Below are 25,624 nucleotides of genomic sequence, written 5' to 3'. Positions count from 1 at the left end.
ATTTAAAGTATATATTTATATTTAATATGTGGAGATGCCGTGCATCTCCACTCCCGCTATGAATGGTTACGATTTGACATCCAATTTGTTTACCACATTTTTAACATCATTTTGCTTTGCTGCAATAGCCTGGGCGAGGTCCTTTTGCGCCCCGCTGTTTACTTTGCCTGACAAGGTTACAACGTTGTTGTAGGTGTCTACATTAATTTCCAGGCCTTCAACATTTTTAGAGGCCAATAATTCGGTTTTAATTGCAGCGGTTGTCGATACATCATTGACATACTGCGAAAAACTGCGACGAGGAGGTTTCCCCGATGTGCTTTGCGTATTGGCGGTTGCGGCGGGTTTTGCTACGACTTTGAGATTATTTTTGACTGAGTCGATACCTTCAATACCTAAAGCAATATTTTCTGCGAGTTCTTTTTGAATATCTGAGTGCACTTCACCGCTTAAGGTGGCGATGTTGTTATCCACATTAATATCAATATCCGACGTGTTGAGGTATTTATTTAAAACAAGTGCCGTTTCCAACTTGCTTTCAATCCACCCATCTTTAAATGCCTCTTTACTGTCTTTCCAGGTTTGCTTGCTGTCCTGTTTGAACTCTGCCCAATATTCCTGGGCTGATTGTTTATCTACGTGCGGATCATGTGTTCCATCAGCGGCATTTGCTGTAGATATCGTCACCATTGTTATTGCAAAAATAAATGCACTTGAAAGTGGTTGGAATTGTAGTGATTTCATGATTTTTCTCCTTTTCGCCAAAAACGGTGTTCATTGGATAATTGCGCCTTACCTGCAGTACAAAAATTTAATCACTGTGGTGTGCGCAGTTCGTGGGGCAGCGGAATTTATGCCAGGTTCATCAGGCGGGTATAAGTGTTTGTATATTCTTTATTTTTCCAAATTCAGGCGGGTATAAACGGTATTTGATTTTTTGCAAAAAATTCAAAAAATGTAACTTTTAGATGATGTTTATATGTGGTATGGAAATGGCAAAGGAAAGTGAACATACCATGCAGGGGACAGGCAATGAACACGCGGATCATTATTCATGAGGTAGAAAAGCTGCAGCAGAAGACGGTCATTCTTGCCTTAAAATTTTTAGGTGTTATCGCATTACTATATACATTATATTTTTGCCGCACCTTACTGCTGCCGGTGCTCGTTGCCGGGTTTATTGCCCTTTTTTCCAGTCCCCTTGTGCGTTTTCTTGCCGGGCATAAAATCCCCCATGCGTTGGCCTCTTTAATCGTTGTCATTATTTTGTTTTTTAGCCTTATTTTCGCATTTGGATTTTTAATTGAACCTGCCAGCCAGTGGTTAAATAATCTGCCTGCACTTGGCGATAAACTTGCCGTACAAATGGATGGTTTATCGGAATCCTTTAATGCACTCAAGACAACTTTTTTAGCTAATAAGGCCTCCGATAATACAGTTGCAAATATGATTGAAGGCGTAATGTTGTCTGCGTTCCCTATTGTTGCGGAAACTACAGCATTATTGGTGATGCAAATTTTTTCGGTGTTTGTGATTACGTATTTTTTCCTGGAATATGGCGATGATCTTATGCGTAATTTGGTAAAGGCGCAGTCGTCATTTGGTGAAAAAAAGAAAACAGTTATCATTTTTCAAACGGTACGCGATGATATTTCCCGTTATGTATTGGTAATTTCGGTGATTAACATTGGTTTGGGGGTTGCTACGGGCATAGCGATGGCGCTCCTGGGAGTAGACGACCCGTTATTATGGGGCGCGTTGGCGGCTATTCTTAATTTTGCTCCTTATGTAGGTGCCCTGTTATTGACGGTAATTCTTACCGGGGTAGGGTTTATAGAATTTAATTCTGTGGCTGCGGCACTCATGGTTCCCGGTGCTTTTACTGTACTCAATTTTATTGAATCGCAAATGGTTACGCCGACTGTACTTGGCCAGCGTTTTAATATGAACCCATTGCTTGTGGTGTTGTGGATGTTTGCCTGGGGCTGGGTTTGGGGCGTTATAGGCTTGTTAATTGCCATCCCGTTGTTGGTCTGCTTTAAGATTCTCGCCTCTCATTTGAATCTCATTGGTGGTTGGATAAATATCCTGGATTCAGAGATCGCCAGGAAATAACCTGCCTGTAATAATTTCTATTTTTGCAATATTTTCAAGTTTTCAAGCCATAAACGCCCGGGTTTTAGAAGGAAAATTTATTTAGCAGCATATTGGTAGCCTCATTATTAACCTATTTGGCTGTAATCAAACGTTTTTTCGGGAAAAAAATAATAATAGCGATGAGTTATCAAATTTGGCATGCAGATTGAAAAGTAATTGATTGAAATGTGTAATTGCGCAAATGTGCAAAAAGGAGAACTCTATGCTGTACTACTCAATAGTGTTTTTTATTGTCGCTATCATTGCAGCTATTTTAGGATTTGGTGGTGTTGCGGGAGCAGCAGCGGGAATCGCGAAAATACTGTTTTATATATTTTTGGTGTTGTTAGTGTTGTCGTTAGTATTTGGCCGGCGTCGATTTTGACCGGATAAATAAACTGTTCTTATTATTAAATAAGAGGTGAAATTATGGCTACTCAACCATCGTTAAAAAATATCGAAAATGGACGGCTCAATGATATTACTGTTGCTGAGGCCATTGCCCAGTTCAAGGATGCGACAGCGCAAATTTATGACGCTGTAAGCCTGATTGGCAATGCTTCTGCTGCTTCTGCTAAAGCCCAGCTGCAGGAGGGTAAAGTAAAGGCGCTGGAGCTTGAAGAAAAGGCTGAAGAGGTTGTAAAAGCACGCCCCCTCGTTGCTGTCGGCGTGGCCTTTGCGGCTGGCTGGTTGGTATCCCGATTATTACAGCGCTAGCTAAGGGGTATTGATCATGAGTATTCATGATCCAGGGCAGAAATCCTCTGGAGCAAATATTTCTTCAGAGGATATCCCCGACAAGCCGGGTGATCTTGAGAAGACATTATTGCTCGGTGAGCAGATTCTCGGGCTTGTGAATGATGTTGTCGATTTGGCACGCATGGAGGCTTTATTGGCGATAAAATCTGCGCCCAAGGTGTTAATGCTATGGTTTTTAATGATGCCCATCATTTTGTTGACCTGGTGTTCTTTCTCGGCATGGGTGGCGTGGATGCTGTATTCGATCAATGAGCAGCCAGGTGTGGGGCTATTTGCGTTTTTCCTTCAACAGCTTTTATTGTTGATTGTGTGTCGATGGTTCTATGCCAAAAATCGGTTGCGTATGACGTTGCCTTATACCCGGGCACATATAGATAAATTCATGAAGGGGTTTGCTGATGGATCTGGTAGATCGAGTGAAGCTAAAAAATAGTCAGTTGGTAAGCCGAGAAATCGCCTTGCAAGCTTGTTTGCAAAATAATAGTGGATACGAGTCCAAACATGCATCTTTCCTAATCTTCGTTCTGGCGCCATTTGGCATCGGGTTTATCGCACAGCGCTTCGCTAGCGTTAATCTCTCGCCTGGTGCACAATTCATTCGCATTCTTTTTCCTTTAATTTCGGCATTTTCGAAATTATGATCCGGCAACATTTATTTTTTAAAGTAGGCATCACAGTTGGAATGTGTATGTTATTTTAAGTGCCGAATAAAATGCTGAAAAAGTGATGTAGATCGCTAACTTGTTGATTTAATCTAATTTCTCTTATCCGTGTGGTGCTAGAATCAGCCCCCGCGTGCCGCTAGCCAATAGTGAGGGTCGGAATCGTGGCTGACGTTTTATTAGTTGACGATGATAAACATTTTTTAGAAGCAACTGCCGAGCTGTTAGGCCTTTTGGGCCATAGCGTGAAAGCGGTAGACTCTGTTGCGGAAGCGCGCGAGTTGATAGGTCGGTATCAATTTACACATATGATATTGGACCTGATTTTACCGGATGGCAGTGGTTTGCATTTGCTGGAGGCCCTGCCTGCGAAAAGCGAAACCAAGGTTACGCTGATAACCGGCCATCCTTCCGTTAAATCTATAGTTAAAAATTTATACGGATCTAATGTCAGCTACCTGATTAAACCTATCGATTTGAGTCAGCTCCAATCATTGTTTGTAGATCACCAACCGATAGTTGGTGTTAACAATTCTGATATCCCGCTGCATTTTAATTTTCTTGTGGGTGAATCCGAGCCCATGCAACACCTCTATGAAATGATTGAGCGAGTTGCGTTGACCAAGGCGAACGTCCTTCTATTGGGCGAAAGCGGTGTTGGTAAGGAAATGGTTGCTGCAGCTATCCATTATGCAAGCAAAGTGGATGGCGAATTTATTGCCACTAACTGCGGGGCATTTTCACGTGAATTAATTAATAGTGAATTGTTCGGGCATGAAAAGGGCGCGTTCACTGGCGCTACACATCGCAAAATAGGAGTTTTTGAACAGGCGAACAAGGGAACTCTGTTCCTTGATGAAATCACTGAAATGCCGCTGGATCTTCAACCTAATTTGCTGCGTGTATTGGAAACCAAAAAGGTTACTCGTTTGGGGGGGATTACCCCTATTGATGTAGAAGGACGTATCGTCTCGGCAACAAATCGAACAGAGTTGGACATTGCCGAGCAGAATCGTTTACGTGAGGATTTGTATTTCCGCCTGGCGGTTTTCCCCATCCATATTCCTCCTCTGCGTACCCGTAAAAGTGATATTCCATTGCTTGTAAGATATTTCCTGGCCATTTTTAACCAGCAATACGACAGCAACATTGGTATCAGCGAGCAATCGCTGCAAAAGTTGATAGATTATGATTGGCCGGGTAATGTGCGCGAGTTGCGCCATGCAGTTCATCGTGCGTTTATCATGGCAGATCCCCATCAAAAGCTGATTGTTCTTCCTGATGATCTAACATCACCATTCTCCAAAATAAACCAGCAACATGCTGCAGGTATTGCGGTAGGAAAAACTGTTGAAGAAGTTGAAAAAGAGTTGATTGAGATTACTCTGCAACATTTTGACGGCGATAAAAAACAAACAGCAGATATGTTGGGGATTAGTTTGAAAACCCTGTATAACCGCTTAAATAGCTATGCAGATGCCTGATGGAGGGGATGTGAAATGTCAGATACAGAAACACATCGCTTGCTCCATGATTTACGCAATCCGCTGAATAGTATTTCAATTAATGCAGAGTTGGGAAAGTTAACGCTTGAACGCACGGGGGATATTCAACGTGCGATCCGCATTTTTGAGATTATCCTCAATGAGTGTCGCAATTGCAGTAATAAACTGGATGAGGTGAAAACTTCTTCAAGCAAGTTTGGCAATGAGTAAACAGGATGAACGATGCCTTACCTACCCGCGATGTTAGTTTTGGCGGCTTACCGGGATATGTCTGGCATCTGGTTCTGGCGACAGTCATCAGTTTTTTTGTTATTAGTGCGGTCCTTTCCTATCGCTCAGTCAATATTATTGCTGAAAACAATCGCAGCATTAATAACACCCTGCAGACCATCAATCTTATCAAGGATTTAAAAACTGAATTGCTTGCTGCGGAAAACAGCCAGCGTGGGTTTTTATTGACGTCCGATGAACAATATCTTGAGCCTTACCATCAAACCCTGCACGTCATTGATGATTTATTAAATCAGTTAAATGACGCTACTGAAGGAAGTCCTTCGCAACGTAGAAGGTTTGAAGAATTATATTCACACGTGCTGGATAAAATTAACGAATTGCAAATGATTGTGGGCTTGACGGGAGAGGATAGGTACAGGGAAGCAATTAATAAAGTCAGGACTGATGAAGGGATTCGCTTAATGCAGTTGATTACCGGTTTAATTGCGGAGATGGAAACAGATGAAGCAGAACGGCTTAAGAAAAATAAAAGCCATGCATTCAATAATCGCCAGTTCATTGTGGCTTCGTTGTTGTTAACCAACTCTATCGGTCTGGTTTTATCATTAGGGATATTTTTCATTTTATATCGCAATTCTGCGAAGGTGGCAGATTTATATAAGGCGCTTGAGAGAGCTAACAGCGAACTTGAAATGAAAGTTGACGCCCGGACGCAAACATTAATGCAATATTCAGAAGAGTTACAGCGCAGTAATAAAGAGCTTGAAGCATTTGCATTTGTTGCGTCCCACGACTTGCAGGAACCGTTGCGAAAAATTCGTGCATTTGGTGATCGTTTACAGCAGAAGTTTGCCTCGGAGTTAGGTGAGCGCGGTGCAGATTATGTGCAGCGTATGCAGGCAGCATCGGAACGCATGTCTGTTCTGATTGATGATTTATTGAGTTTTTCAAGGGTAACTACCAAGCAAAAACCCTTTGTACAGGTTGATCTTAACCAGGTCATGGCGCGCGTTCTGGATGACCTCGATTATGCTATTGAAGAAACCAGTTCCACACTGTTTATCGACCCATTACCAGTAATAGATGCAGATGCATCACAAATGGGGCAGGTCTTCATGAATTTAATAGCAAATAGCCTTAAATTTAGACAGGCAGGTGCACCGGCCATCATCAAAGTGACTTGTGAAGAAAAATTACCTTCCCCATTAGTTGAAGATTCACGGGAATGGTGTTGTATAGAATTTTCTGATCAAGGCATTGGATTTGATCCTCATTACGCGGATCGGGTATTTAATTTATTCCAACGCCTGCATGGGCGTGATGAATATTCAGGAACCGGTATTGGTTTAGCGTTGTGCCGCAAAATTGTTGAACGCCATGGCGGTAGTATTGAAGCAGAAAGTGAATTAGGCGAAGGAGCCACGTTTATTATTCGCTTGCCAATGACGCAGCCCGTGATTGAGCCATTGGATGTTTAACGTTGTCTTTTGTAATGTGCGAACTCTCTGGAGATAACGGTGAGCTTATGAATTTACCCAAAAAGACCTTGGTAATTTTAATGGCAGAAGACGATAAGGATGACCGTCTTCTCGCACATGAAGCTATGCATGAAAGCAGGGTATTGAATGAATTGCATTTTGTTGAAAATGGTGTGGAATTATTAAATTACCTTCACGGTAACGGTATTTATGCCGATCGTTCTATTTATCCTATGCCGGGATTAATTTTACTGGATTTAAATATGCCTAAGATGGATGGGCGCGAAGCGTTGGCAAAAATGAAAGCTGACAAAAACCTGCGTCGTATTCCGGTGGTAATTCTTACTACATCCAAAGCAGAAGAAGATATGGTTAAGGGCTATGATCTGGGCGCAGCTTCTTACATTACCAAACCAGTGACGTTTGATGCACTGGTTGAGTTAATGCGAGCTCTCGGCAAGTATTGGGTGGAGTTTGTTGAGTTGCCCTGATATGGGCGCTCGGAGAAGCACTATGCAAACCGTAAAACTATTAATTGTTGATGATGATGAAGATGATTTTTTGCTCACTAAAGAATTGCTGAGCGAGATTAATCAAAATTATCAATTGGAATGGGCGCCCACCTTTGAAAAGGGCTTATCACTGCTCGGTGAAAATTCGCACGACCTATGTTTGATGGATTACAAGCTGGGTGCACAGGATGGTATTGCGTTATTGCGACAAGCCCATGATGCCGGTTTTTCCGGCCCAATTATTTTGCTGACGGGAATTCACAGGGCTGAGGTCGATATCCAGGCATTGGAGGCGGGCGCCGTTGATTATTTAGTAAAGTCCGGCTTAAGTGCAGAACAACTTGCCCGCTCCATTCGTTACGCATTGGCTCGTAATGAAGTAGAAAAGGAACGGGTAGAGCGGTTAAAGGCCGAAGCCGAAAACAGGGCCAAGAGTGAATTCCTCGCGCATTTGAGCCATGAGTTACGCACCCCCTTATCGGCTATTCTCGGTTTTACCGAATTGCTGATTAATAAAAAAACGGATCTTGAAAGTCTCGCCCATTTGCATATTGTTCATCGCAATGGCAAACATTTATTGGGTTTATTAAATGATGTTTTGGATTTATCCAAAATCGAAGCCGGTAAATTGGAACTGGAAAAACAAACGGTTCATTTATCTTCTTTTCTTTGTGATATTTATTTCCTGATGCGCGGTGCAGCTATCGATAAAAATTTACGCCTGCGTGTTGAAGCTCCGGAACCGCTCCCGGCAGTTATTTATACCGATCCGATGCGGTTGCGCCAAATTTTATTAAATTTGATTGGTAATGCTATCAAATTTACCAATGATGGTGAGGTGGTTTTACATATCCAACGCTTGCAAGAACAAAACCAGGAAAAAATTGCCTTTACTGTTAGCGATACCGGAATAGGTATTAGTGCAAACGTGCTGGAGTTAATCTTTGAGCCTTTTGTGCAATCTACAGATACTTATGCACATCCGCGTGCAGGCACAGGTTTAGGGTTAACCATTAGTAAAATGCTGGTGGCGCGCCTTGGTGGAGAAATCCATGTGACCAGCGAAGTGGGCAAAGGCAGTAAGTTTGAATTTACGATTGACCCGGGCGATCTCGCGCATGCTGAATCTGAATTGTTACGGCTTGATTTTGATTTGGCCAACGAAAAAAGTACGGTAGTTCCACGATTTAACGGGCGTGTATTGGTTGTCGATGATCTGCGTGATATTCGTTTGCTGATTGGCCATTTTGTTGCATTGACTGGCCTTGAAGTGATGTATGCCAACAATGGAGAAGAGGTATTGCAATTAATTGATGCCGAAATGGCACAAGGGCGTACTTTTGATCTGGTGTTGATGGATATTCACATGCCGGTTATGAACGGCCATGAAGCGGCAAAAAAACTGCGCGCAAAAGGTTTTAATCCACCATTGGTTGCTTTGACTGCTGCGCACATGAAAGGTGATATGGATCGATGTTATGAATCCGGCTTTTCATCTTACCTGGGCAAGCCCGTAGATCAGGCTCGCCTTTATGAATGCATGGCAAATTTTCTTCCCTCTGCGCCTTCCGGGTTGCAGGATGAAAAGAAAAGTAATGGCCAATATATTTTAGTGGTTGAAGATAATCTGGATGCACTGCACGCAATGGCGGCACTGCTGGGATTATTGGGATGGCAAACGATTACTGCGCGTGATGCAGCCACCGCTCTAGTTAAAGTAAAAGAATATTCCCCTGCTTTTTTGCTATTGGATATTAATTTGCCGGATATGAACGGTTATGTATTAGCCGCGCAAATTCGCTCAACCTTACCGGATGCACGAATTATCCTTGCCAGTGGTGAAGAGCTGGATAAAGTTCGCGCCGGAGAAGCGGGTGTTAATGACTTTATATTAAAACCGGTTTCGCTTGAGCAATTACAAGACGTGTTGCAGTGAATAACCAAGTGTGGCGGATTGCCAATAAAAAAGCCTGCGTAGTTGCGACGCAGGCTTTTTTATTGGCAGGTAATGTCCTGGAGAACTAGAGCGTAATCCAATCGTCATCCAGCTCTGAACTTATCAAGCTGCCACGCAGCGAGTTTGGCAATGCTTCTTCGATTAATACATCCGCAAATTTTCCAATGAGATCGGCGTTGTCGCTACGGAAATTCACCACGCGGTTATTCTCGGTTCGGCCACACAATTGCCCCGGATCTTTTTTCGAATAACCCGACACCAGAATACGTTCGGTGTTGCCCACCATGCGGCGGCTAATGGCCATGGCTTGCTGGATCAAACGGTCTTGCAAAATTGCCAGGCGATGCTTTTTGACTTCTTCCGGTGTGTCATCAGGTAAATCTGCTGCCGGAGTTCCCGGGCGTGGACTGTAGATAAAACTGAATGATGTATCAAAATCCATATCGTGGATCAATTTCATTGTCGCCTCAAAATCGGCTTCGGTTTCACCGGGGAAGCCGATAATAAAATCCGATGAGAAACTGATATTCGGGCGAATTTTCTTGATGCGACGCAATTTGGATTTGTATTCAAGTGCGGTGTGGCCGCGTTTCATTGCCATCAAAATTCGATCTGATCCGCTTTGCACCGGCAAATGTAAATGGCTAACTAACTCTGGTACGTGGTTGTAAACATCAATCAGCGAGTCAGTAAATTCCACCGGATGGGATGTGGTAAAACGGATACGATCAATGCCATCAATAGCAGCGATATAAGTGATTAATTCAGCCAGGTCAACGATGGTGCTGTCGGTCGCGTCACCGCGATATGCATTCACATTTTGGCCCAGCAGGTTTACTTCGCGCACACCTTGTTTGGCGAGGTGGATGATTTCGGCCATCACATCAGCCACCGGGCGGCTGACCTCTTCACCGCGAGTGTAGGGCACTACGCAGAACGTGCAGTATTTAGAACAACCTTCCATGATAGAAACGAATGCGCTAACACCGTCGGCATCAGGTTGTGGCAAACGGTCAAATTTTTCGATTTCAGGGAAACTGACATCTACCACTACTACGCCGTTGCTTTTTTTGGTTTCCATCATTTCCGGCAAGCGGTGCAAGGTTTGCGGGCCAAAAATCAGATCGACATAAGGTGCACGTTTGGCTATGGCCGCACCTTCCTGGCTGGCGACACAACCGCCAACACCAATCACCAGATCCGGATTCTTTTGCTTGAGTTTTTTCCAGCGGCCCAGTTCATGGAACAAACGTTCTTGTGCCTTCTCCCGAATAGAACAGGTGTTAATCAGGATGACATCGGCATCTTCGGGGTCTTCAGTCGGCACCATATTGTGCGATTCGCCCAACAAATCCTTCATGCGCGACGAATCGTACTCATTCATCTGGCAGCCATGGGTTTTGATATAGAGCTTTTTAATGGGCGCTTCTGTGGTGGACATTGAACTACTACCTGCTTGAAAAGACGCTAATTAATGCATGTTTCTGATTAATCTATTGATCAAAAAGCACGCAGAAAAGAAGGCGCGCATTATAGCCATCTTACGGGGCAAAGCCTATAGAAAAGCCCTTGGCTTTCGATGAACGATGCATTAGCCTGCGGCGCCTAAGGTTTGAATTCGATAGTTATTGGAATCTGAAATGTATGAATGAGCTTTTGTCGATAGTTGCTGATGGTTATCTTCCTTTCTTGCTATTGGTTACTCTCGGAGTGGGTACGTTGGAAATAATGCGAGGTTACCGCTCGTTTTGGATCAAATTGTTTGCATCCGCGGTGCTGCTGCTGGCGGTAACCTTACTTGATTTGTACGTACATGTATGGGCAGATTTGGGGTTGGTTTATTCCATCCATACGGCGGTAGCGCTGGTATTGGTGGTGTTTATTGGGGCGGGATTACAATCGCGGATTGGCTGGGTGTTCTTATTGACCAGTTTACTGGCTTATCTGGAGCTGTTGTTTTATCTCGGTTATCGCACCTGGGGTGATATGGGATTGACGCTGGTAGTGATTGGTATCGGGCTCGGATTAATTTACCGCTTTTTACCTGGCCGCACGGCTGCGCGCACGTGATAAGATGCGCGCCCCGTTCGGACCCGTTGTATAACACAAGGTAAACCATGAAAAAGACGTTCAAACTCCACATTGAAGGCAAGCATCCTGATCGCCTGCTGGAAGCTATCAAGCATGAAGTGCGCAAATATGTGAAGCGTGAGCGCCGCAAAACATTGCCTGCAGGTGCCAATTATTGGGCTTTTGATTGCCGTTTTGGTGCCACAGAGGCGGCAGCACAAGAAGTGCGTTTGGCTGAGATCATTGCGTTGATGGATGGCGTAAAAGCCGCTAATGGCGACGCTTTCTATGTAGAGATCCTGGCGCGCGCGGCCCAGCGCAAGCCGCGGGTACATGCTGATGACCCGGATAGTGACGACGATCTGGAAGGTTAATTCTTTTTTCGAATCGCATAAAAAAGCCGCCTGTCACCTAACTAACAGGCGGTTTTTTTATTGGTGGGCTTTTAATTATTAGCGTTTTTTCGGCGTGGAAGGCTTCGCGCTGCGCGTAGTTTTAGCACTTGTCCGTGCGGGTTTACTGGCAGCTTGGCGAGTGCCGGTCGTGCTGCTTTTCGCCGGTTTGGCAAAGGCCGACTTTTTAGGATTGCCGGCTTTGGATTTATTGGACGGTTTTGCCGCCAATTTCAATAAGCCGCTTTTGGGTTTGGTGACAGATTTGATTACTTGCTCTGTCACTTCGAAGCCTTTGATTTTTTCGCGTTTGATTTTTGTACCGATCACATCCTCAATCAACGAAATTTTGTGCTCCTCAGCCGGAGTCACCAGCGAAATGGCCGTACCCTTTTTCCCGGCGCGACCCGTGCGGCCTACACGATGGACATAGTCTTCGGTGAAGAACGGCAAATCCAGGTTCACCACGAAATCCAGCCCCTGGATATCCAGGCCGCGCGCAGCTACTTCAGTGGCCACCAGCACCTGCAGTTTACCTTCCTTAAATTCTTGCAATGCACGGCGACGTGATCCTTGCGTTTTTTCGCTGTGAATGACGGCGGCATCGACTTTGTCATTCTTCAGGGCCTGGATCAGTTGTTCCGCGGCTTCGCGCGTACTGCTAAACACCATTACCTGATACCAGTTTTGGCTGTGTAATAGATGAATGAACAATTCGTACTTGCGTGCGCTATCCACCGGGTAGAGCACGTGATCCACCGTTTCTGCGACTGAGTTGCGCTTGCTGACTGTGATCAGGGTAGGGCGATTCATCGCCTGTTTGGACAAGTTGGTGACTAGTGGAGAGCCCGTTGCGGAGAAAAACAGGGTTTGGTGTTTGCGCGTAATACTGGTGAGGATTGCGTGCATATCAACTACAAAACCCATATCCAGCATACGGTCAGCTTCATCCAGAACAGCAAATTCCACTTTAGCCAGATTCACATTTTCCAGCTCGATGTGTTCCTTAAGGCGACCGGGAGTCGCGACCAGAATATCCACACCTGCACGCAGTTTCGCGCCCTGGCTGGTTACCTTTACGCCGCCATAGACGGCGGCAATTTTGAAGGGTGTGAATTGCGCAAACTCTTGCAGTGCTTTAGCGATTTGTTCAACCAGTTCGCGCGTCGGAGCAAGGATCAGGGTACGAACAAAACCTGCCTCGGTACCTTTGGGTTTTTCCAGCATTTGTTGCAGCACTGGCAGGCCATATGCGGCTGTTTTACCAGTACCGGTTTGGGCAGTAGCCAGTAGATCCAATCCGCGCCTGGCTGCCGGAATCGCTTGTTCCTGGATTGGAGTAAGGGTTTTGAAGCCAATGACTTTAAGGGCGCGCAGTAATTCAGGCGCAAGTCCAAGGGAAGTAAAGTTCATAGGCGTCTCCACCAGTCCGGCTAAAAAGGGCGCGCAGTATACCGGCTAAAACTCTTTTGGGGTTAACGCTGGTGATGTTTTGATCATCTTATAACCCAAAAATGATTTTTACGTCTTGCTCATGCGAAAGCCGTCTTTAGTAAAATAGTAAGCTATGTATATTATATATTTAACTTGTTATGAGGATGGTTTATGAATCTGCCCGAACACGATGATATGGGGCCACTGGTGCCTGAGCAGGAAAGCCTGGGTTTTCTGCTGGCAGACAACCTGCGCCTTACCCGTCGCATTGCTTCCCAATATTTTGAGCAATATCAACTGACATTGTCCCAGGCAAAAGCTTTGCTGGGTGTTCGCCGCTGGCAGGGCATCCGGCAGGTGGATTTGGCGGACTTTATGGATATTCAACCTATTAGCCTGGCCCGATTGTTAGACCAGCTTGCTGAAAACGGTTGGATTGAACGTCGTCCAGATCCCAAGGATCGTCGCGCATTCCAGCTTTATCTAACACCTGCCGCTGCACCCATTGTGAAAATGATTACGGCGGCATCGACAGAGTTCCAGCAAAAGGCGCTAGCCGGTTTAACGGTTGCACAACAACAAGCCCTATTTGCCGGATTAAACCAGGTGCGCGAAAACCTGGCGGCATTGGGAAAAAACGTTTCTGAATCCGAAGTGGTATCCGAGGTAAGTGAAAAATGACTGAAGCATTGAAGTCGCGCCGCTTTTTGTTACTGGTAGTTGTACCGGTTGTATTGGCTGTTATTGGGTTGGTGATTTATTTATCGGGTGGCCGTTACGCGACAACCGAAAATGCTTACACCAAAGCCGATGTAATCAGCATTCGCCCACGTGTTGCCGGTGCTGTAGAAAAGCGCCTGGTCGCCGAAAATGATCACGTGAAAGCGGGTCAGTTGCTGATAGTACTGGATCGCAAACCCTACGAAGTCGCGTTGGCAAAGGCGAACGCAAAGCTGGGTGAAGTGCGCACTAATCTGGCTGCGTTGCATGCGAGTTACAGCGAAAAACAATCCGAGTTGCAATTGGCAATCGCCAATCGTGATTACGCTGTGAAAGAGCAGCAGCGCCAGGCTAATCTGGCCGAGCGTAAATTGGTTGCCAAGGCAACTTATGATGAAGTGAGCCACACTCGTCGTATTAACGACCAGCAAGTTATTACCATTGAACAGGATTTAAAGCGTATCGCTGAATCCCTCGGGGGCGATGCCGGGTTACCAATTGAGCAGCATCCCAGTTATTTGGCCGCGAAAGCGGAAGTAGAGCAGGCCCAGCTGAACCTTGAATACACCGAAATAACCGCACCTAAAGATGGCATCGTGACCAAACCGCCAGAGGCGGGTGAATTCCTCGCAGTCGGTAGTTCGGTGATGTCGTTAGTGGCGAGCGATAACCTGTGGGTGGAAGCGAATTTTATCGAGACTGATTTGACTCATGTGCGTGTAGGCCAGACGGTCAGTGTAAAAGTGGATACTTATCCCGGTGTCGAATGGAAAGGTGAAGTACAGAGCATTAGCCCGGCAACAGGTGCTGAGTTCTCGGTGATTCCTGCGCAAAATGCTACCGGTAACTGGGTGAAGATCGCCCAACGTGTGCCGGTGCGTATCAGTATTAAGCCGAACAAAAACGCTCCCCCGTTACAGGCGGGTTTGAGTACCGGTATTGAAATCGATACCGGCTACAAACGTTCATTGTTGGGAATCTCGATCTAACCTTTTGCTCTGACTTTTTCGTGCGGGAGAGCTGTTGTGGCCCAGGTAGCGACTGAAACATTACCCGATACGCCGGCACCTGCTGTGTCGGCTGGTAAACGCGGGTTAATTACCGCCTCAGTGATGCTGGCAACCATTATCCAGGCGTTGGATACCACTATTGCCAACGTTGCCTTGCCCCATATGCAGGGCAGTATGTCGGCAACCCAGGACCAGATTTCCTGGGTTCTAACTTCTTATATCGTTGCTGCGGCAATCTTTTTGCCATTGACCGGTTTCCTGTCGGATCGCTTTGGTCGCAAACGGCTGATGCTATGGTCGATTGCGGGTTTTACGATCACTTCAATGCTTTGCGGTGCTGCGCAAAACCTTCCCCAAGTAGTGATTTTCCGTTTATTGCAGGGGATTTTCGGAGCGGCGCTGGTACCACTATCCCAATCAATTTTGCTGGATACATACCCCAAAGAAAAACACAGCCAGGCGATGGCAGTGTGGGGAATGGGGGTAGTTTTAGGGCCAATCCTCGGGCCAACCCTGGGTGGTTTGTTGACGGAGCATTACAGCTGGCGCTGGGTGTTTTATATCAATGTTCCCTTGGGAATTCTGGCGCTGCTTGGCGTGATGGCCGCCGTTAAAGAAACAACTATTAATAAAGCTCGCCATTTCGACCTGCTGGGGTTTGCTTTCCTAAGCCTGGGAATCGGGGCTTTGCAGATGATGCTAGACCGGGGTGAAAGCCAGAACTGGTTTAATAGCCCGGAGATCATCATTGAATGTATTTTGATGGGAATGGGGTTCTACTGGTTTATCACTCATATCTTCACTTACAAACAACCGTTTATCGAACCGGCTATTTTTAGGGATCGCAACTTTTCCATCGGCCTGATCTTTATGTTTGTGGTAGGGATTATCCTGCTCGCCACCATGGCCCTGTTGCCACCGTTTTTGCAAAACCTGCTGGGGTATCCAGTAGTCGATGTTGGTTTGGTAATGGCACCGCGCGGTATGGGGGTGATGTTCTCCATGATGATCGTTGGCAAGATTGCTGGCAAAGTCGACCCGCGCGTGCAAGTAGGATTCGGGTTGATACTGACGATTATCTCGTTATGGGAAATGACTTTGTTCAATACCAATATCACCAGTTGGGATATTGTGCGGACCAGCGTAGTTCAGGGTATCGGTTTGGGCTTTATCTTTGTGCCATTGTCAGCCATCGCTTTTGCCAGCCTTGAAGGCCGTTTCCGTAATGAGGGTACGGCGTTGTTTAGCCTTACCCGCAATATTGGGAGCAGTATTGGTATTTCGGTGGTGATGGCGGAGTTGCAGCAGAACATCCAGCGCAACCATGCAGCCTTTGCGGATTACATTACGCCTTACAACCAGGCATTGGCGAAAGTAGGTGAATCCGGTCATTGGGATATCGCAACTACCACGGGGTTGGTTGCGATTAACAATGAAGTCCAGCGCCAGGCAGCGACGCTGGCCTACTTGCAAGACTTCCAATTGATGATGTGGGTAACCATCGCTGCTTTGCCGTTATTACTGTTGCTGCGTAAACCGCAACCGGGTGGCGCTCCGGTAAATATTGCTGCCGATTAAGGCGCTAATAACACAATCGACTAACGCCGGTGTATGCAATTTAGCCAGACGGGGCGAGAATAGGAAAAACTTGTGGTATCCTGCGCGCCCTTTGTCGGGGCTTTTTGTCGGGGGATTCCAGATACTTCGTCCCGCTGTTATTTGAGTGATTTCCAAGAGAGAGTTATGGCTGCGAAACCCGTTTATAAAGTGATATTCCTGAACCAGGGCCAGGTTTACGAAGTATTTTGTTCCGCGATTTACCAAAGCGAGATGTATGGTTTTATTGAAATTGAAGAGTTCGTGTTTGGTGAGCGCACCCAGCTTCTAATTGATCCTGCTGAGGAAAAACTCAAAAACGAATTTGCAGGTGTTAAGCGCTCTTATATCCCCATGCATTCCATTGTGCGTATCGACGAAGTGGAAAAAGAAGGCCCGGTGAAAATTACCGAGATCAAAGGCGGCGGCGATAAAATTGCGCAATTTCCTTATGGGACTTTTATTCCTAATCCGAAGCCGGTTGAATAATTGACGTTTGCATATCCCGCAGGTGGAGAATCGTATTCGATTTAAAATCCTATGAGGCTGGATACTGATTCTAACCTGCATGTCGGTATTCACGGTGTTTTAATTGAATACTCTTTTTCGCCTTACTTCCCCTGCATTTCCTTACTAAACTTGCTGCATCGTTTCAATGAGCAAGTGCCATGAAAGAAAATCTATACCTCGCCATAGACCAGGGGGGACAAAGTTCCCGTGTCGGTATCTACTCCGAAACAGGTCAGTTAATCTGTCAGTTCTCCGCCCCTTGTGCTACACAACATCATCAGCCTGATGATTCTATTTATCCTCACATCGAACAGGATGGCAATGAAATCCTGCATGGTATTCGCCAGTGCCTTGATAAAGTTTGCGAGCAATTGGGTGAAACGATAAACAATATTAAAGCTGCAAGTTTTGCAGGGCAGGGTTCATCTTTTGTATGTTGGGATTCAAAAACCGGTGAGCCGTTGACACCGGTGTTAAGCTGGCAGGATATTCGCGGTGAACCATATTTGCGGCAAATTTCGCTAACACACCAACAAGCACAACACATTACCGGTTTGCGAGTATCACCGCATTACGGTGCGAGTAAAATTCGCTGGTGTCTTGATAATTCCAATGCAGTGAAAAAAGCACTGGGTGAAAACTCCCTGTCTATTGGCCCTATAGTAAGTTTTATTTTCTGGCATTTGCTCGATGGAAAAAATCTGGTTGATCCCGGCCATGCGCAACGTACATTGTTATGGAACCTGCACCGCAATGAATGGGATGAGCGTCTGCTTGAATTATTTAAAGTTCCCAAACCGGTTTTACCTGAATGCCGCTTTCACAATAGCAATTTCGGCAGTTTAAAATTAGGATCTCATTCGATTCCATTTTTCGCCAGCGCTCGCGACCAGGGTGCCTCTTTATTTGCAGCAGGCATGCCGGATTCAGCAGCGTGTTACGTAAATATTGGTACCGGTGCATTTATACAGAGGCTGAGTAATATTTTGCACGCGCCTGATGGTCTATTGGTTAGCCCGCTTTGGATCCCGCAAGATAAATGCAGTGAAAATGCAAATGCGTCACCCACGTGTTATGCAAATGAATTGGCTGATAAACCGTGGTATGCATGGGAGGCAACTGTTAACGGTGCAGCTTCTGCAATTTCCTATCTTCAGGAAAAAACACGTCTGGATGTAACGCCAAACGAAATTGAGTTGGCCCTTCAGCGTAATCCTGGGCATGAGGTTTATTTTCTAAATGCAGTCGGTGGTTTGAGTGCGCCGTATTGGCGAACAGATTTACAGGCTGCATTTGCAGCAGACCTGTCTCCACAGGAAAAAATTCTTGCCTGGATTGAATCGGTAATTTTCCAGATAGTCATCAATATAGAACTGATGAAAAAAGCAGGTGAGATTCGGTATGTCCGCATTAGTGGGGGTTTTAGCAAATCAAATCAGGTATGCCAACGATTGGCGGATATCAGCGGATTGGATGTTTATCGTAGTGATAATGCTGATGCAACGTTGCAAGGCGCTGCTTGTATGGCTACCGGAATATCATCCAGGTGGCAGCCGGATTTTCAGCAAGAAATTTTCTTGCCTGTAGAAAATGCAGAGTTAAGAAAACGTTTCCTGATTTGGCAAAACGCTATGAAAAAATGGTTAAACCCATAGGGGCACAATTTATAGCACTTAAAAATTTTTCCGAAAATGTTGATTTAATAAAAACGAGGTCCAAAAAAGGGCACAATAAATTGCGCCCCCCGGGGTAAAAATTATTCGGCTAATGTGCCATCCCGATAATCCTGAATTGCCTGCTCAATTTCTTCAGTGCTATTCATCACGAAAGGACCATACTGCACAATTGGCTCTTTAATCGGTTTGCCCGAGATCACTAAAAAGCGTGCCTCTGCTTCCAATGCTTGCACACTCAACTGATCACCTTTACTGAGTAAACCGGTATTGCCTTGGGTAAGTTTGCGTTTGTCTTCACCGATGGCAATATCACCTTCATACACATACAAAAACGCATTGTGATGTTCCGGCATGGCGTGATGGAACTCTTTCCCCGCAGGCACATGCACATCCCAATAAATGGTCTCGGTTGTTAAACCTTGTATCGGGCCGCTAATCACTTTTCCGCCGATGAAGGCTGTATTGGCAATGACTTTGATACGGCCACCATTGGGTAAATCAGCAACAGGAATTTCTGCTGACGGAATATCGCGATAATGTGCAGGTTTCATTTTTTCTGCGGCTGGCAAATTTAACCACAGTTGGAAACCGCGCATTAATCCGTGTTCCTGTTGCGGCATTTCCGAATGGATAATTCCGCGGCCCGCTGTCATCCACTGCACATCACCATCGCGCAAATGGCCTTTGTTGCCCATATGGTCTTCATGCAGCATGTGACCTTGCAACATATAAGTTACGGTTTCAAAGCCGCGATGGGGGTGAGCAGGAAAACCGGCGATGTAATCATCAGCACTGCTGCTTCCAAATTCGTCGAGCATTAAAAATGGATCAAAACGCGCATAGGGATTTTGGCCAAGGGTGCGTTTTATGCGAACACCAGCACCGTCGCTGGTCTCGCGGCCTTGTACGATTTGCTGTAATTGGCGTTGCATAATTTTCTCCAAATAATATTGCGTTGGGTTTTAACTCTGCGTTAATACTGCGTCAGAAAGCGCGGCTGGTTATGCCGCAACTTCCTGTTCGATTTCAGTTTTTGCCGCTGCAAAAGCTTCATCTTTTTGGCCCATATTCAGGCCTTCAGCATAAATAAAATGCACATCTTTCAAGCCAACAAAAGTTAAAAAACTTTTCAGGAACTGGCTTTGGCTATCGGCTGCCTGGCCTTTGTAAATGCCACCGCGAGTTGCGATGATATATACCGGTTTATCATTTAATAATCCTACCGGACCGGTTTCGGTGTATTTAAATGTGACACCGGCGCGAGCGATATGGTCGAAGTAAGCTTTAAGTGCAGAAGGCACACCAAAGTTGTACATCGGAACCCCGATCACAATTGCATCCGCACTCTGGATTTCAGCAATGATGTTGTCCGAATAATCCAGCACCGCTTGCTGTTCTGCAGTACGGCCTTCGGCCGGGCTAAACAATGCCTGTACACGCGTTGCATCCAGGTGTGGAACTTCTTCTTTGGCGAAATCGCGCACTACTACTTCGCCTGCCGGATTAACGGCTTTCCAGCGTTGTACAAATTCATTTGCCAGGGTACTTGAGTTGCCGTTGTCGCCAAACAAACTGCTGTTTATCTGTAAGAGCTTAGCCATTTTCGTTTCCTCATCCTATTCACAAAATGTGATTGCTAGTTGTGTGGCGTTATTGCCATGTGTCCATTAAATGATTTGACGAATGAATGATAAATACGGATATTTAGCGGTATATGATCGAATTATTTAATTGATCACTGAAAGTGAGGAAGAAAATGACAGATTCCGGACCTGTGGCGGTTACAGCCATCAGTGAAAATAAGGTGACGCTTGAACAATGGCGTGCATTACTGGCCGTTATTGATGCCGGGGGCTATGCCAAAGCAGCAGAACTGCTTAATAAGAGCCAATCGGCAGTTTCCTATTCCATTTCCCAATTGGAGTCTGCGCTAGGTGTAAAGGTGTTTCAGTTACAAGGCCGCAAGGCGGTGCCTTCGCCCGCCGGGGATTTGTTGTATCGCCGCGCGCGCCAGTTGCTGGAACAGGCGGAGCGGTTGGAAAAGTCAGCCGGGTGCTTATCGATAAAGGTGGAACCGCTGATAAAAATCGCGGCAGATTTAATTATTCCCCCTATTCGCGTGCTGCAGTGCCTGGAAATCTTTGCCAAAGATTTTCCGGATACCCGCGTGGAAATTTTTGAATCAGTATTGAGTGGAACGGAAGACGCGTTGTTGCAGCGTCATGTGGACCTGGCGATTGGCGGTCGCGTTCCTACCGGATTTATGGGCGAAAAACTGGTGACTGTGACTATGCACGGTGTATCCAGCCCGGATCATCCTTTACAAAAACTTGGGCGACCTATTAATTTTGAAGATATGCGCCAGCATCGTCAGATCATTGTGCGCGATTCAGGGCAATACCGTCGTCGTACAGAAGGTTGGCAAGAAGCTGATCAACGGTGGACCGTTAGCCATATTAAAACGTCATTGGATGCGATTCGGATGGGGCTGGGCTACGCGTGGTTACCCGATGCGTATACCCATGAAGATATTCTGGCCGGGCGATTACAATACTTGCCAGTAGAGGTGGGGGCGGTGCGTGAAGTGCCGACTTATCTCACCTTTGCTGATAGCGAATTTGCGGGGCCTGCGACGCGCAAGTTGGCGGAAGTATTAAAAGACAATCTACCGAAAATGTGCGGCTATTCAGCGTGAAAGTAATCGGCCTGCACGGCCGATTACTTCATTCGACGTGCTTATTTACGCTTTTAATTCAACCCAGATGGGGCAATGATCTGACGGTTTGTCCATCCCGCGAATTTCATAATCAATGCCAGTATCGACACATTTATCCAGCAAACGTTGTGTCATTAAAATCAAATCGATACGCAGGCCACGTTTGGGATTGTCTTCAAAGCCACCGCTGCGATAATCAAACCAGCTGAATAAATCACACACTTCCGGATTTTTTTCACGGAAGCTGTCTTTTAATCCCCAGGCTAATAATTCATTTAGCCATTCACGTTCCTCCGGTAAAAAACTGCATTTTCCAGTGCGCAACCAGCGCTTGCGATTTTCTTCACCGATGCCTATATCGATATCCTGATGGGAAATATTCATATCTCCCATCACAATGATTTGCTTGTCCGGAGTTTCTTCACCGGCAAGATAACTAATCAGATCGGAATAAAATTTTCGTTTCGCGGGGAATTTAACGGCGTGATCGCGACTTTCGCCTTGAGGAAAATAACCATTCAACACGGTAATTTCTCCGAGCGGCGTATCAAAAACACCACCGATAAAACGGCGTTGTGAATCTTCCATATCTCCGGGAAAGCCCTTGATCACTTTTTTAAAGGGGTAGCGTGATAACAACGCAACACCGTAATGGGTTTTTTGCCCGAAATACTCTACGTCATAACCGAGTGCTTTAATGGTTTCCAGCGGAAAATCCGGATCATTGACTTTGGTTTCCTGCAGGCCAATAAAGTCTGGACGATGTTTGGTAATGACTTCTTCGAGTTGGTGCAGGCGAGTACGGATACTATTAACGTTGAAGGACACGGCTATCATAATTTGACCTTGCTGTTGTAAAAAAACACCCGGGCATTACTGCCCGGGTGTTTGCGATGAGCGTAAAGGGTAAATTTTACTGTCTGGCGACTTTGGACTCGGGCTCTTTTAATTGCTTGATAAAATCTGCCAGTACATGACCTGCTTCCATTAAGTAAGGGTCTTCTTTCGGTTTAATTTCTTTGTCAGTTTCTTTGGGGGCTGCATCTTCATCCTCATCGCCGCCATTGGCTGCTTTCAAGGCTGCATAATTCGCATAGGGTTTTTCACCTTTTGCTATGCGGCGCTGATTTTCGTTATCCAATGCGCGTTGTTCCATTTTCTTTTGTTCTTCCTGACGAGTTGCCAACCGCAATGAGACTTCTTTTTTAGCGGAGGCTTCTTTAAACATCGCACTTTGTTTATTTAGGAAAATAAATTCCGGGTCTTTTGCCATACGCTCCTGGTGCAGGGTTTCGATCTTTGGCAAATATTTGCTGATATTGTAATAGTTCTGATGTGGGGCAGGGTGGATTCGGTCCCATGGCAACACATTATCATAACTGCTTTCACCAATCTCAGTCGGGTCTAGCAATGTTGGTAATTGCACATCGGGGATAACACCACGATGCTGGGTGCTATCACCGGAAATTCGATAGAATTTTGCTTCAGTAATTTTCAAACGGCCATGTTTAAGGTCAACCAGATTTTGCACAGAACCTTTACCGAACGTAGTAGAGCCAATAATAATTCCGCGACCATAATCCTGGATTGCACCGGCAAAAATTTCCGACGCAGACGCGCTTAAACGGTTAATCAATACTGCAATCGGTGCGCGATATGCAGCCGGTTGATAAGCGCGATAGTTGCGCGAAATCGTGTCATCACTCTGACGGATTTGTACAACAGGGCCTGGATCAACAAATAAATTGGTTAACATGGCTGCTTCAGGTAAAGAGCCACCGCCGTTATCGCGCAAATCAATAATAACGCCATCCACTTTTTCTTTATTCAATTCATTCAGCAAATTCAGTACATCGCGCGTGGTGCTTTTGTAGTTGGGATCACCTTTTGAGTAAGCTTCAAAGTTCATATAAAAGGTGGGGATATCAATAACGCCCAACTTGAAAGTTTTATCGCCATCTTTGACTTCAAATACCGCTTTTTTCGCTGCCTGGTCTTCCAGTTTTACTGTTTCACGTTTGATAGTAATCGTTTTATTGGCAGTAGCTGTTGGATCTGAAGGAATAACTTCCAGACGCACTTGCGTACCTTTGGGACCGCGAATTAATTTAACAACTTCGTCTAAACGCCAGCCAACAACATCAACAAATTCGCCATCTGCACCCTGGGCAATTGAAACAATTTTGTCGTTAGGTTTTAGTTGACCTTGTTTCTGGGCTGGGCCGCCAGCGACCAGGCTGCTTACTTTGGTGTAATCCTCATCACTTTGCAGTACTGCACCTATGCCTTGTAGCTCCAGAGACATACTGATATCAAAATTTTCGGCGTTTTCGGGTGACAGGTAATTAGTGTGTGGATCGTAAAGCATAGTCAGTGAATTCATCATCACACTGAATGCCTCTTCGGATGTTTGCTGTTTCAATCGACGGAGTTGATTCGCGTAACGTTTACGCAACGTCGTTTTACTTTCTTCCAGTTTTTTACCGGAAAGCAAGGAGTTCAGTAAATTGGATTTGAGATATTGATGCCAGAGTTTATCTGCTTCAGTCGCATTAGCTGGCCATTTTGCTTTTTCGCGATCGAGCAGGACAGATTCTTCTACATCAAAATTAAATTCGGTTTTCGGGTCGTCTAATTCTTTTACAACTTTTTCAAGGCGCTGGATCATACGCTCATTGAAGCGATTGAAAATTAAAAAACTGTTGGTGAGATTACCTTTTTTATAATCGTCATCAAATGTTTTGCGGAATTTTTCAAATTCGGCAATATCCGTCGCCAGGAAAAAATTGCGTGAGCTGTCCAATGCCTTCAAGTATTCATCCAGATAGCGGGAAGAAAGTGCATCATTGAAATCCTGATCCCGATAATGTTCGGCATCCAGTTTTAATACCAGCTCAATAGCTGCTTTACTTTGTTCTTCGGTGGGTTTCAGAACTTCTACTTTGTCGGCAAAGCTGAGTGACGACAAGCTGAGTAAAAGGCTGAACAGTGTGATTTTGAACGGTCTTACAACAACAGTTTGCATAAGGGAGCTTCTCGATAAAGTCGGGCGCATCCAGTCAGTAGTTGCTGGAACAGGGCAGTGCTTACTATAGCGGAATTCCTTATTAAAGGCAGGCGCCAATTGTACGTTTATGGTGCCGATTGGCATCAGGAGTCCAGATTAAGATTCACATTTGATGGAAAAGTTGCATCCGTCACTATCCAGCGGACCACAGGGCTGGTTGTGCTTATTGAACTAATGCGGGCTGCTGGCTTCCCATTAAATCAAGCCAGAGCTCTTTTCTATCCAGTGGTGTTGCCTTGGGGAGGTACGGGTTGGCGATACGTATAGCGCGACGATTTTTCAGGTCTGCTTTACCCAGTGCTTCCTTGACTTCAGAACTGTTGTAAAAGTAACGATCAAATGCCCCGTCCTTTATAGCTGATTCCAGTCCGGACTCAATATCCTTCGCCAATGCAGGATCTTTAGGTGATACAAAAAAATAGGTTGGTAATGGATATATCAGAACCAGGTTTTTCTCCACCGTCAATTTCAAATCAGGAAATGCCGCAAGCTCGGTCCAGACTTCATTTGCGCCACGTGGGAATGCATCAAACCGACCACCGTCAAGCATGTAATAGAGACCGGGTTTTTTTGTAGCTTTGATAACGTGCAATCCGGCACCCTCCAAAATAGATGCATCCTGCCAGCTGCGCCCCTGGCCAAATTTAATTTTTTTAAGATCGTCCAGCGTATTTATTTGATCGAAACGCGCCTGGTCACCTTCACGGATAAAAAACAGGCGATGATTCATTAAGCCGCGATAGGCATCAATACGGATTGGAATAAAATCGCGCTCCATCTCTTCCGATGTTCCACCCCACATCACCGAAATGCTGCCGGATTTAACGGACTCCATTACGCGCGGACGAGAATAAACCTCGGAGGTTGTAGAGTAGACGTATTCTTTATTGGAATAGGACAAAGCCAATTTCAACAAACCATTCATATAATCGGTTTGCACATTGGATTTCATATTAGTGACGACTGTTTTTTTCTCTGCCGCGATCACGGGCCCGCTCAGAAAAAATACAAACAGGGCAAGGGTTTTTACTAATAAAGGATACAAGCGGATAAATGGAGTCGTGGTGAAATGCATGGTTCCAGCTCGCAGGTTATGATTATATGGCTAAAAGTAGCATATAAATCTTATAAAGGCGGCTTTTACGGATAACATATTTTCAGCAAATAAAAATGCCGCAAGAATGCGGCAT

Annotated in this window: 25 protein-coding genes; 17 read left to right on the top strand and 8 right to left on the bottom strand. The window is 45.4% G+C overall.

What is annotated here, in order from left to right; translation table 11 throughout:
- Positions 1–66 precede the first annotated feature (66 nt).
- Positions 67–744, bottom strand: a complete 678-nt coding sequence (locus A596_RS18980; protein ID WP_039917784.1) for a BON domain-containing protein — start codon at positions 742–744, stop codon at positions 67–69.
- Positions 745–1,032: 288 nt separating this feature from the next.
- Between A596_RS18980 and A596_RS18970 the strand changes: the two genes are divergently transcribed.
- From A596_RS18970 to A596_RS18930, 9 genes are all read left to right on the top strand, one after another.
- Positions 1,033–2,115, top strand: a complete 1,083-nt coding sequence (locus tag A596_RS18970; RefSeq protein ID WP_039917781.1) for an AI-2E family transporter — start codon at positions 1,033–1,035, stop codon at positions 2,113–2,115.
- Positions 2,116–2,359: 244 nt separating this feature from the next.
- Positions 2,360–2,521, top strand: coding sequence for a DUF1328 family protein (locus A596_RS22775; RefSeq protein WP_039917778.1), 162 nt, complete (start codon positions 2,360–2,362; stop codon positions 2,519–2,521).
- Positions 2,522–2,565: 44 nt separating this feature from the next.
- Entirely contained in the window at positions 2,566–2,853 is a 288-nt protein-coding gene (locus A596_RS18960; protein ID WP_052417683.1) for a hypothetical protein, read from the top strand.
- A 16-nt stretch (positions 2,854–2,869) separates the two neighbouring features.
- Positions 2,870–3,328, top strand: a complete 459-nt coding sequence (locus A596_RS18955; RefSeq protein WP_039917775.1) for a hypothetical protein — start codon at positions 2,870–2,872, stop codon at positions 3,326–3,328.
- Positions 3,329–3,721: 393 nt separating this feature from the next.
- Positions 3,722–5,041 (top strand): sigma-54-dependent transcriptional regulator, encoded by a 1,320-nt coding sequence (locus tag A596_RS18950; protein ID WP_039917772.1) that lies wholly within the window; start codon positions 3,722–3,724, stop codon positions 5,039–5,041.
- Positions 5,042–5,056: 15 nt separating this feature from the next.
- Complete coding sequence (locus A596_RS18945; protein WP_039917769.1) at positions 5,057–5,272, top strand: histidine kinase dimerization/phospho-acceptor domain-containing protein; 216 nt, start codon at positions 5,057–5,059, stop codon at positions 5,270–5,272.
- Between the two features lie 5 nt (positions 5,273–5,277).
- Complete coding sequence (locus tag A596_RS18940; protein ID WP_039917765.1) at positions 5,278–6,774, top strand: sensor histidine kinase; 1,497 nt, start codon at positions 5,278–5,280, stop codon at positions 6,772–6,774.
- A 47-nt stretch (positions 6,775–6,821) separates the two neighbouring features.
- Positions 6,822–7,265: a response regulator gene (locus A596_RS18935; protein WP_039917762.1), complete on the top strand. Its 444-nt coding sequence runs from the start codon at positions 6,822–6,824 to the stop codon at positions 7,263–7,265.
- Between the two features lie 22 nt (positions 7,266–7,287).
- Positions 7,288–9,222 (top strand): response regulator, encoded by a 1,935-nt coding sequence (locus A596_RS18930; protein ID WP_039917759.1) that lies wholly within the window; start codon positions 7,288–7,290, stop codon positions 9,220–9,222.
- An 85-nt stretch (positions 9,223–9,307) separates the two neighbouring features.
- On the opposite strand, the gene miaB is transcribed toward A596_RS18930, so the two are convergent.
- Positions 9,308–10,684: a tRNA (N6-isopentenyl adenosine(37)-C2)-methylthiotransferase MiaB gene (miaB, locus tag A596_RS18925; RefSeq protein WP_039917756.1), complete on the bottom strand. Its 1,377-nt coding sequence runs from the start codon at positions 10,682–10,684 to the stop codon at positions 9,308–9,310.
- A gap of 203 nt (positions 10,685–10,887) precedes the next feature.
- Between miaB and A596_RS18920 the strand changes: the two genes are divergently transcribed.
- Positions 10,888–11,313, top strand: coding sequence for a hypothetical protein (locus tag A596_RS18920; RefSeq protein ID WP_039917753.1), 426 nt, complete (start codon positions 10,888–10,890; stop codon positions 11,311–11,313).
- Between the two features lie 47 nt (positions 11,314–11,360).
- Positions 11,361–11,687, top strand: coding sequence for a DUF6172 family protein (locus A596_RS18915; protein ID WP_039917750.1), 327 nt, complete (start codon positions 11,361–11,363; stop codon positions 11,685–11,687).
- Between the two features lie 78 nt (positions 11,688–11,765).
- Here the strand turns inward: A596_RS18915 and A596_RS18910 are convergent, their stop codons facing one another.
- Complete coding sequence (locus A596_RS18910; protein WP_039917748.1) at positions 11,766–13,118, bottom strand: DEAD/DEAH box helicase; 1,353 nt, start codon at positions 13,116–13,118, stop codon at positions 11,766–11,768.
- Positions 13,119–13,310: 192 nt separating this feature from the next.
- Here A596_RS18910 and A596_RS18905 point away from each other — a divergent pair, with 192 nt between their 5' ends.
- From A596_RS18905 to A596_RS18885, 5 genes are all read left to right on the top strand, one after another.
- Positions 13,311–13,820, top strand: a complete 510-nt coding sequence (locus tag A596_RS18905; RefSeq protein WP_200882970.1) for a MarR family winged helix-turn-helix transcriptional regulator — start codon at positions 13,311–13,313, stop codon at positions 13,818–13,820.
- The gene (locus A596_RS18900; protein WP_039917746.1) at positions 13,817–14,848 is read left to right on the top strand and encodes an HlyD family secretion protein; all 1,032 of its coding nucleotides are present in this window, start codon (positions 13,817–13,819) and stop codon (positions 14,846–14,848) included. Before A596_RS18905 ends, A596_RS18900 begins: the two co-directional genes overlap by 4 nt.
- A 36-nt stretch (positions 14,849–14,884) precedes the next feature.
- Entirely contained in the window at positions 14,885–16,447 is a 1,563-nt protein-coding gene (locus tag A596_RS18895; protein WP_235425784.1) for a DHA2 family efflux MFS transporter permease subunit, read from the top strand.
- A gap of 165 nt (positions 16,448–16,612) precedes the next feature.
- Entirely contained in the window at positions 16,613–16,954 is a 342-nt protein-coding gene (locus tag A596_RS18890; protein ID WP_039917744.1) for a DUF1820 family protein, read from the top strand.
- Between the two features lie 179 nt (positions 16,955–17,133).
- On the top strand, positions 17,134–18,630 hold the full coding sequence (locus tag A596_RS18885; protein WP_039917742.1) for an FGGY family carbohydrate kinase: 1,497 nt from the start codon (positions 17,134–17,136) through the stop codon (positions 18,628–18,630).
- A 101-nt stretch (positions 18,631–18,731) separates the two neighbouring features.
- On the opposite strand, the gene A596_RS18880 is transcribed toward A596_RS18885, so the two are convergent.
- Both A596_RS18880 and A596_RS18875 read right to left on the bottom strand, forming a co-directional pair.
- On the bottom strand, positions 18,732–19,583 hold the full coding sequence (locus A596_RS18880; RefSeq protein ID WP_039917741.1) for a pirin family protein: 852 nt from the start codon (positions 19,581–19,583) through the stop codon (positions 18,732–18,734).
- 69 nt (positions 19,584–19,652) lie between these two features.
- Positions 19,653–20,252: an FMN-dependent NADH-azoreductase gene (locus A596_RS18875; RefSeq protein ID WP_039917740.1), complete on the bottom strand. Its 600-nt coding sequence runs from the start codon at positions 20,250–20,252 to the stop codon at positions 19,653–19,655.
- Between the two features lie 155 nt (positions 20,253–20,407).
- Between A596_RS18875 and A596_RS18870 the strand changes: the two genes are divergently transcribed.
- Positions 20,408–21,346 carry a LysR family transcriptional regulator gene (locus tag A596_RS18870; RefSeq protein ID WP_052417682.1) on the top strand — a complete coding sequence of 313 codons (939 nt, stop codon included), beginning with the start codon at positions 20,408–20,410 and terminating at the stop codon, positions 21,344–21,346.
- Positions 21,347–21,391: 45 nt separating this feature from the next.
- Here the strand turns inward: A596_RS18870 and xthA are convergent, their stop codons facing one another.
- The 3 genes from xthA to A596_RS18855 all read right to left on the bottom strand — a co-directional run bounded on the left by xthA (position 21,392) and on the right by A596_RS18855 (position 25,509).
- Positions 21,392–22,204 (bottom strand): exodeoxyribonuclease III, encoded by an 813-nt coding sequence (gene xthA / locus A596_RS18865; protein ID WP_039917738.1) that lies wholly within the window; start codon positions 22,202–22,204, stop codon positions 21,392–21,394.
- A gap of 76 nt (positions 22,205–22,280) precedes the next feature.
- Positions 22,281–24,392 (bottom strand): carboxy terminal-processing peptidase, encoded by a 2,112-nt coding sequence (locus A596_RS18860; protein WP_052417681.1) that lies wholly within the window; start codon positions 24,390–24,392, stop codon positions 22,281–22,283.
- A gap of 205 nt (positions 24,393–24,597) precedes the next feature.
- A complete protein-coding gene (locus A596_RS18855; RefSeq protein ID WP_052417680.1) occupies positions 24,598–25,509 on the bottom strand; it encodes a type 2 periplasmic-binding domain-containing protein in 912 nt (303 codons plus the stop codon).
- Between the last annotated feature and the right edge of the window lie 115 nt (positions 25,510–25,624).

This window comes from Cellvibrio mixtus subsp. mixtus J3-8 (assembly GCF_000766945.1).
Classification (GTDB): Bacteria; Pseudomonadota; Gammaproteobacteria; order Pseudomonadales; family Cellvibrionaceae; genus Cellvibrio; species Cellvibrio mixtus_A.
Note: the sequence above shows the minus strand (reverse complement) of the source record. Positions and strands in the feature narration are given on the sequence as shown.

Bases quoted from the DNA above. Each gene is read 5' to 3' on its own strand.
- A596_RS18880 (WP_039917741.1), bottom strand. From the start codon at position 19,583: ATGCAACGCCAATTACAGCAAATCGTACAAGGCCGCGAGACCAGCGAC.
- A596_RS18860 (WP_052417681.1), bottom strand. From the start codon at position 24,392: ATGCAAACTGTTGTTGTAAGACCGTTCAAAATCACACTGTTCAGCCTT.
- A596_RS18890 (WP_039917744.1), top strand. From the start codon at position 16,613: ATGGCTGCGAAACCCGTTTATAAAGTGATATTCCTGAACCAGGGCCAG.
- A596_RS18915 (WP_039917750.1), top strand. From the start codon at position 11,361: ATGAAAAAGACGTTCAAACTCCACATTGAAGGCAAGCATCCTGATCGC.
- A596_RS18930 (WP_039917759.1), top strand. From the start codon at position 7,288: ATGCAAACCGTAAAACTATTAATTGTTGATGATGATGAAGATGATTTT.
- A596_RS18905 (WP_200882970.1), top strand. From the start codon at position 13,311: ATGAATCTGCCCGAACACGATGATATGGGGCCACTGGTGCCTGAGCAG.
- A596_RS18960 (WP_052417683.1), top strand. From the start codon at position 2,566: ATGGCTACTCAACCATCGTTAAAAAATATCGAAAATGGACGGCTCAAT.
- A596_RS18855 (WP_052417680.1), bottom strand. From the start codon at position 25,509: ATGCATTTCACCACGACTCCATTTATCCGCTTGTATCCTTTATTAGTA.
- A596_RS18900 (WP_039917746.1), top strand. From the start codon at position 13,817: ATGACTGAAGCATTGAAGTCGCGCCGCTTTTTGTTACTGGTAGTTGTA.
- A596_RS22775 (WP_039917778.1), top strand. From the start codon at position 2,360: ATGCTGTACTACTCAATAGTGTTTTTTATTGTCGCTATCATTGCAGCT.
- A596_RS18875 (WP_039917740.1), bottom strand. From the start codon at position 20,252: ATGGCTAAGCTCTTACAGATAAACAGCAGTTTGTTTGGCGACAACGGC.
- A596_RS18970 (WP_039917781.1), top strand. From the start codon at position 1,033: ATGAACACGCGGATCATTATTCATGAGGTAGAAAAGCTGCAGCAGAAG.
- A596_RS18935 (WP_039917762.1), top strand. From the start codon at position 6,822: ATGAATTTACCCAAAAAGACCTTGGTAATTTTAATGGCAGAAGACGAT.
- A596_RS18945 (WP_039917769.1), top strand. From the start codon at position 5,057: ATGTCAGATACAGAAACACATCGCTTGCTCCATGATTTACGCAATCCG.
- A596_RS18920 (WP_039917753.1), top strand. From the start codon at position 10,888: ATGAATGAGCTTTTGTCGATAGTTGCTGATGGTTATCTTCCTTTCTTG.
- A596_RS18910 (WP_039917748.1), bottom strand. From the start codon at position 13,118: ATGAACTTTACTTCCCTTGGACTTGCGCCTGAATTACTGCGCGCCCTT.
- A596_RS18955 (WP_039917775.1), top strand. From the start codon at position 2,870: ATGAGTATTCATGATCCAGGGCAGAAATCCTCTGGAGCAAATATTTCT.
- A596_RS18980 (WP_039917784.1), bottom strand. From the start codon at position 744: ATGAAATCACTACAATTCCAACCACTTTCAAGTGCATTTATTTTTGCA.
- A596_RS18885 (WP_039917742.1), top strand. From the start codon at position 17,134: ATGAAAGAAAATCTATACCTCGCCATAGACCAGGGGGGACAAAGTTCC.
- miaB (WP_039917756.1), bottom strand. From the start codon at position 10,684: ATGTCCACCACAGAAGCGCCCATTAAAAAGCTCTATATCAAAACCCAT.
- A596_RS18870 (WP_052417682.1), top strand. From the start codon at position 20,408: ATGACAGATTCCGGACCTGTGGCGGTTACAGCCATCAGTGAAAATAAG.
- xthA (WP_039917738.1), bottom strand. From the start codon at position 22,204: ATGATAGCCGTGTCCTTCAACGTTAATAGTATCCGTACTCGCCTGCAC.
- A596_RS18940 (WP_039917765.1), top strand. From the start codon at position 5,278: ATGAACGATGCCTTACCTACCCGCGATGTTAGTTTTGGCGGCTTACCG.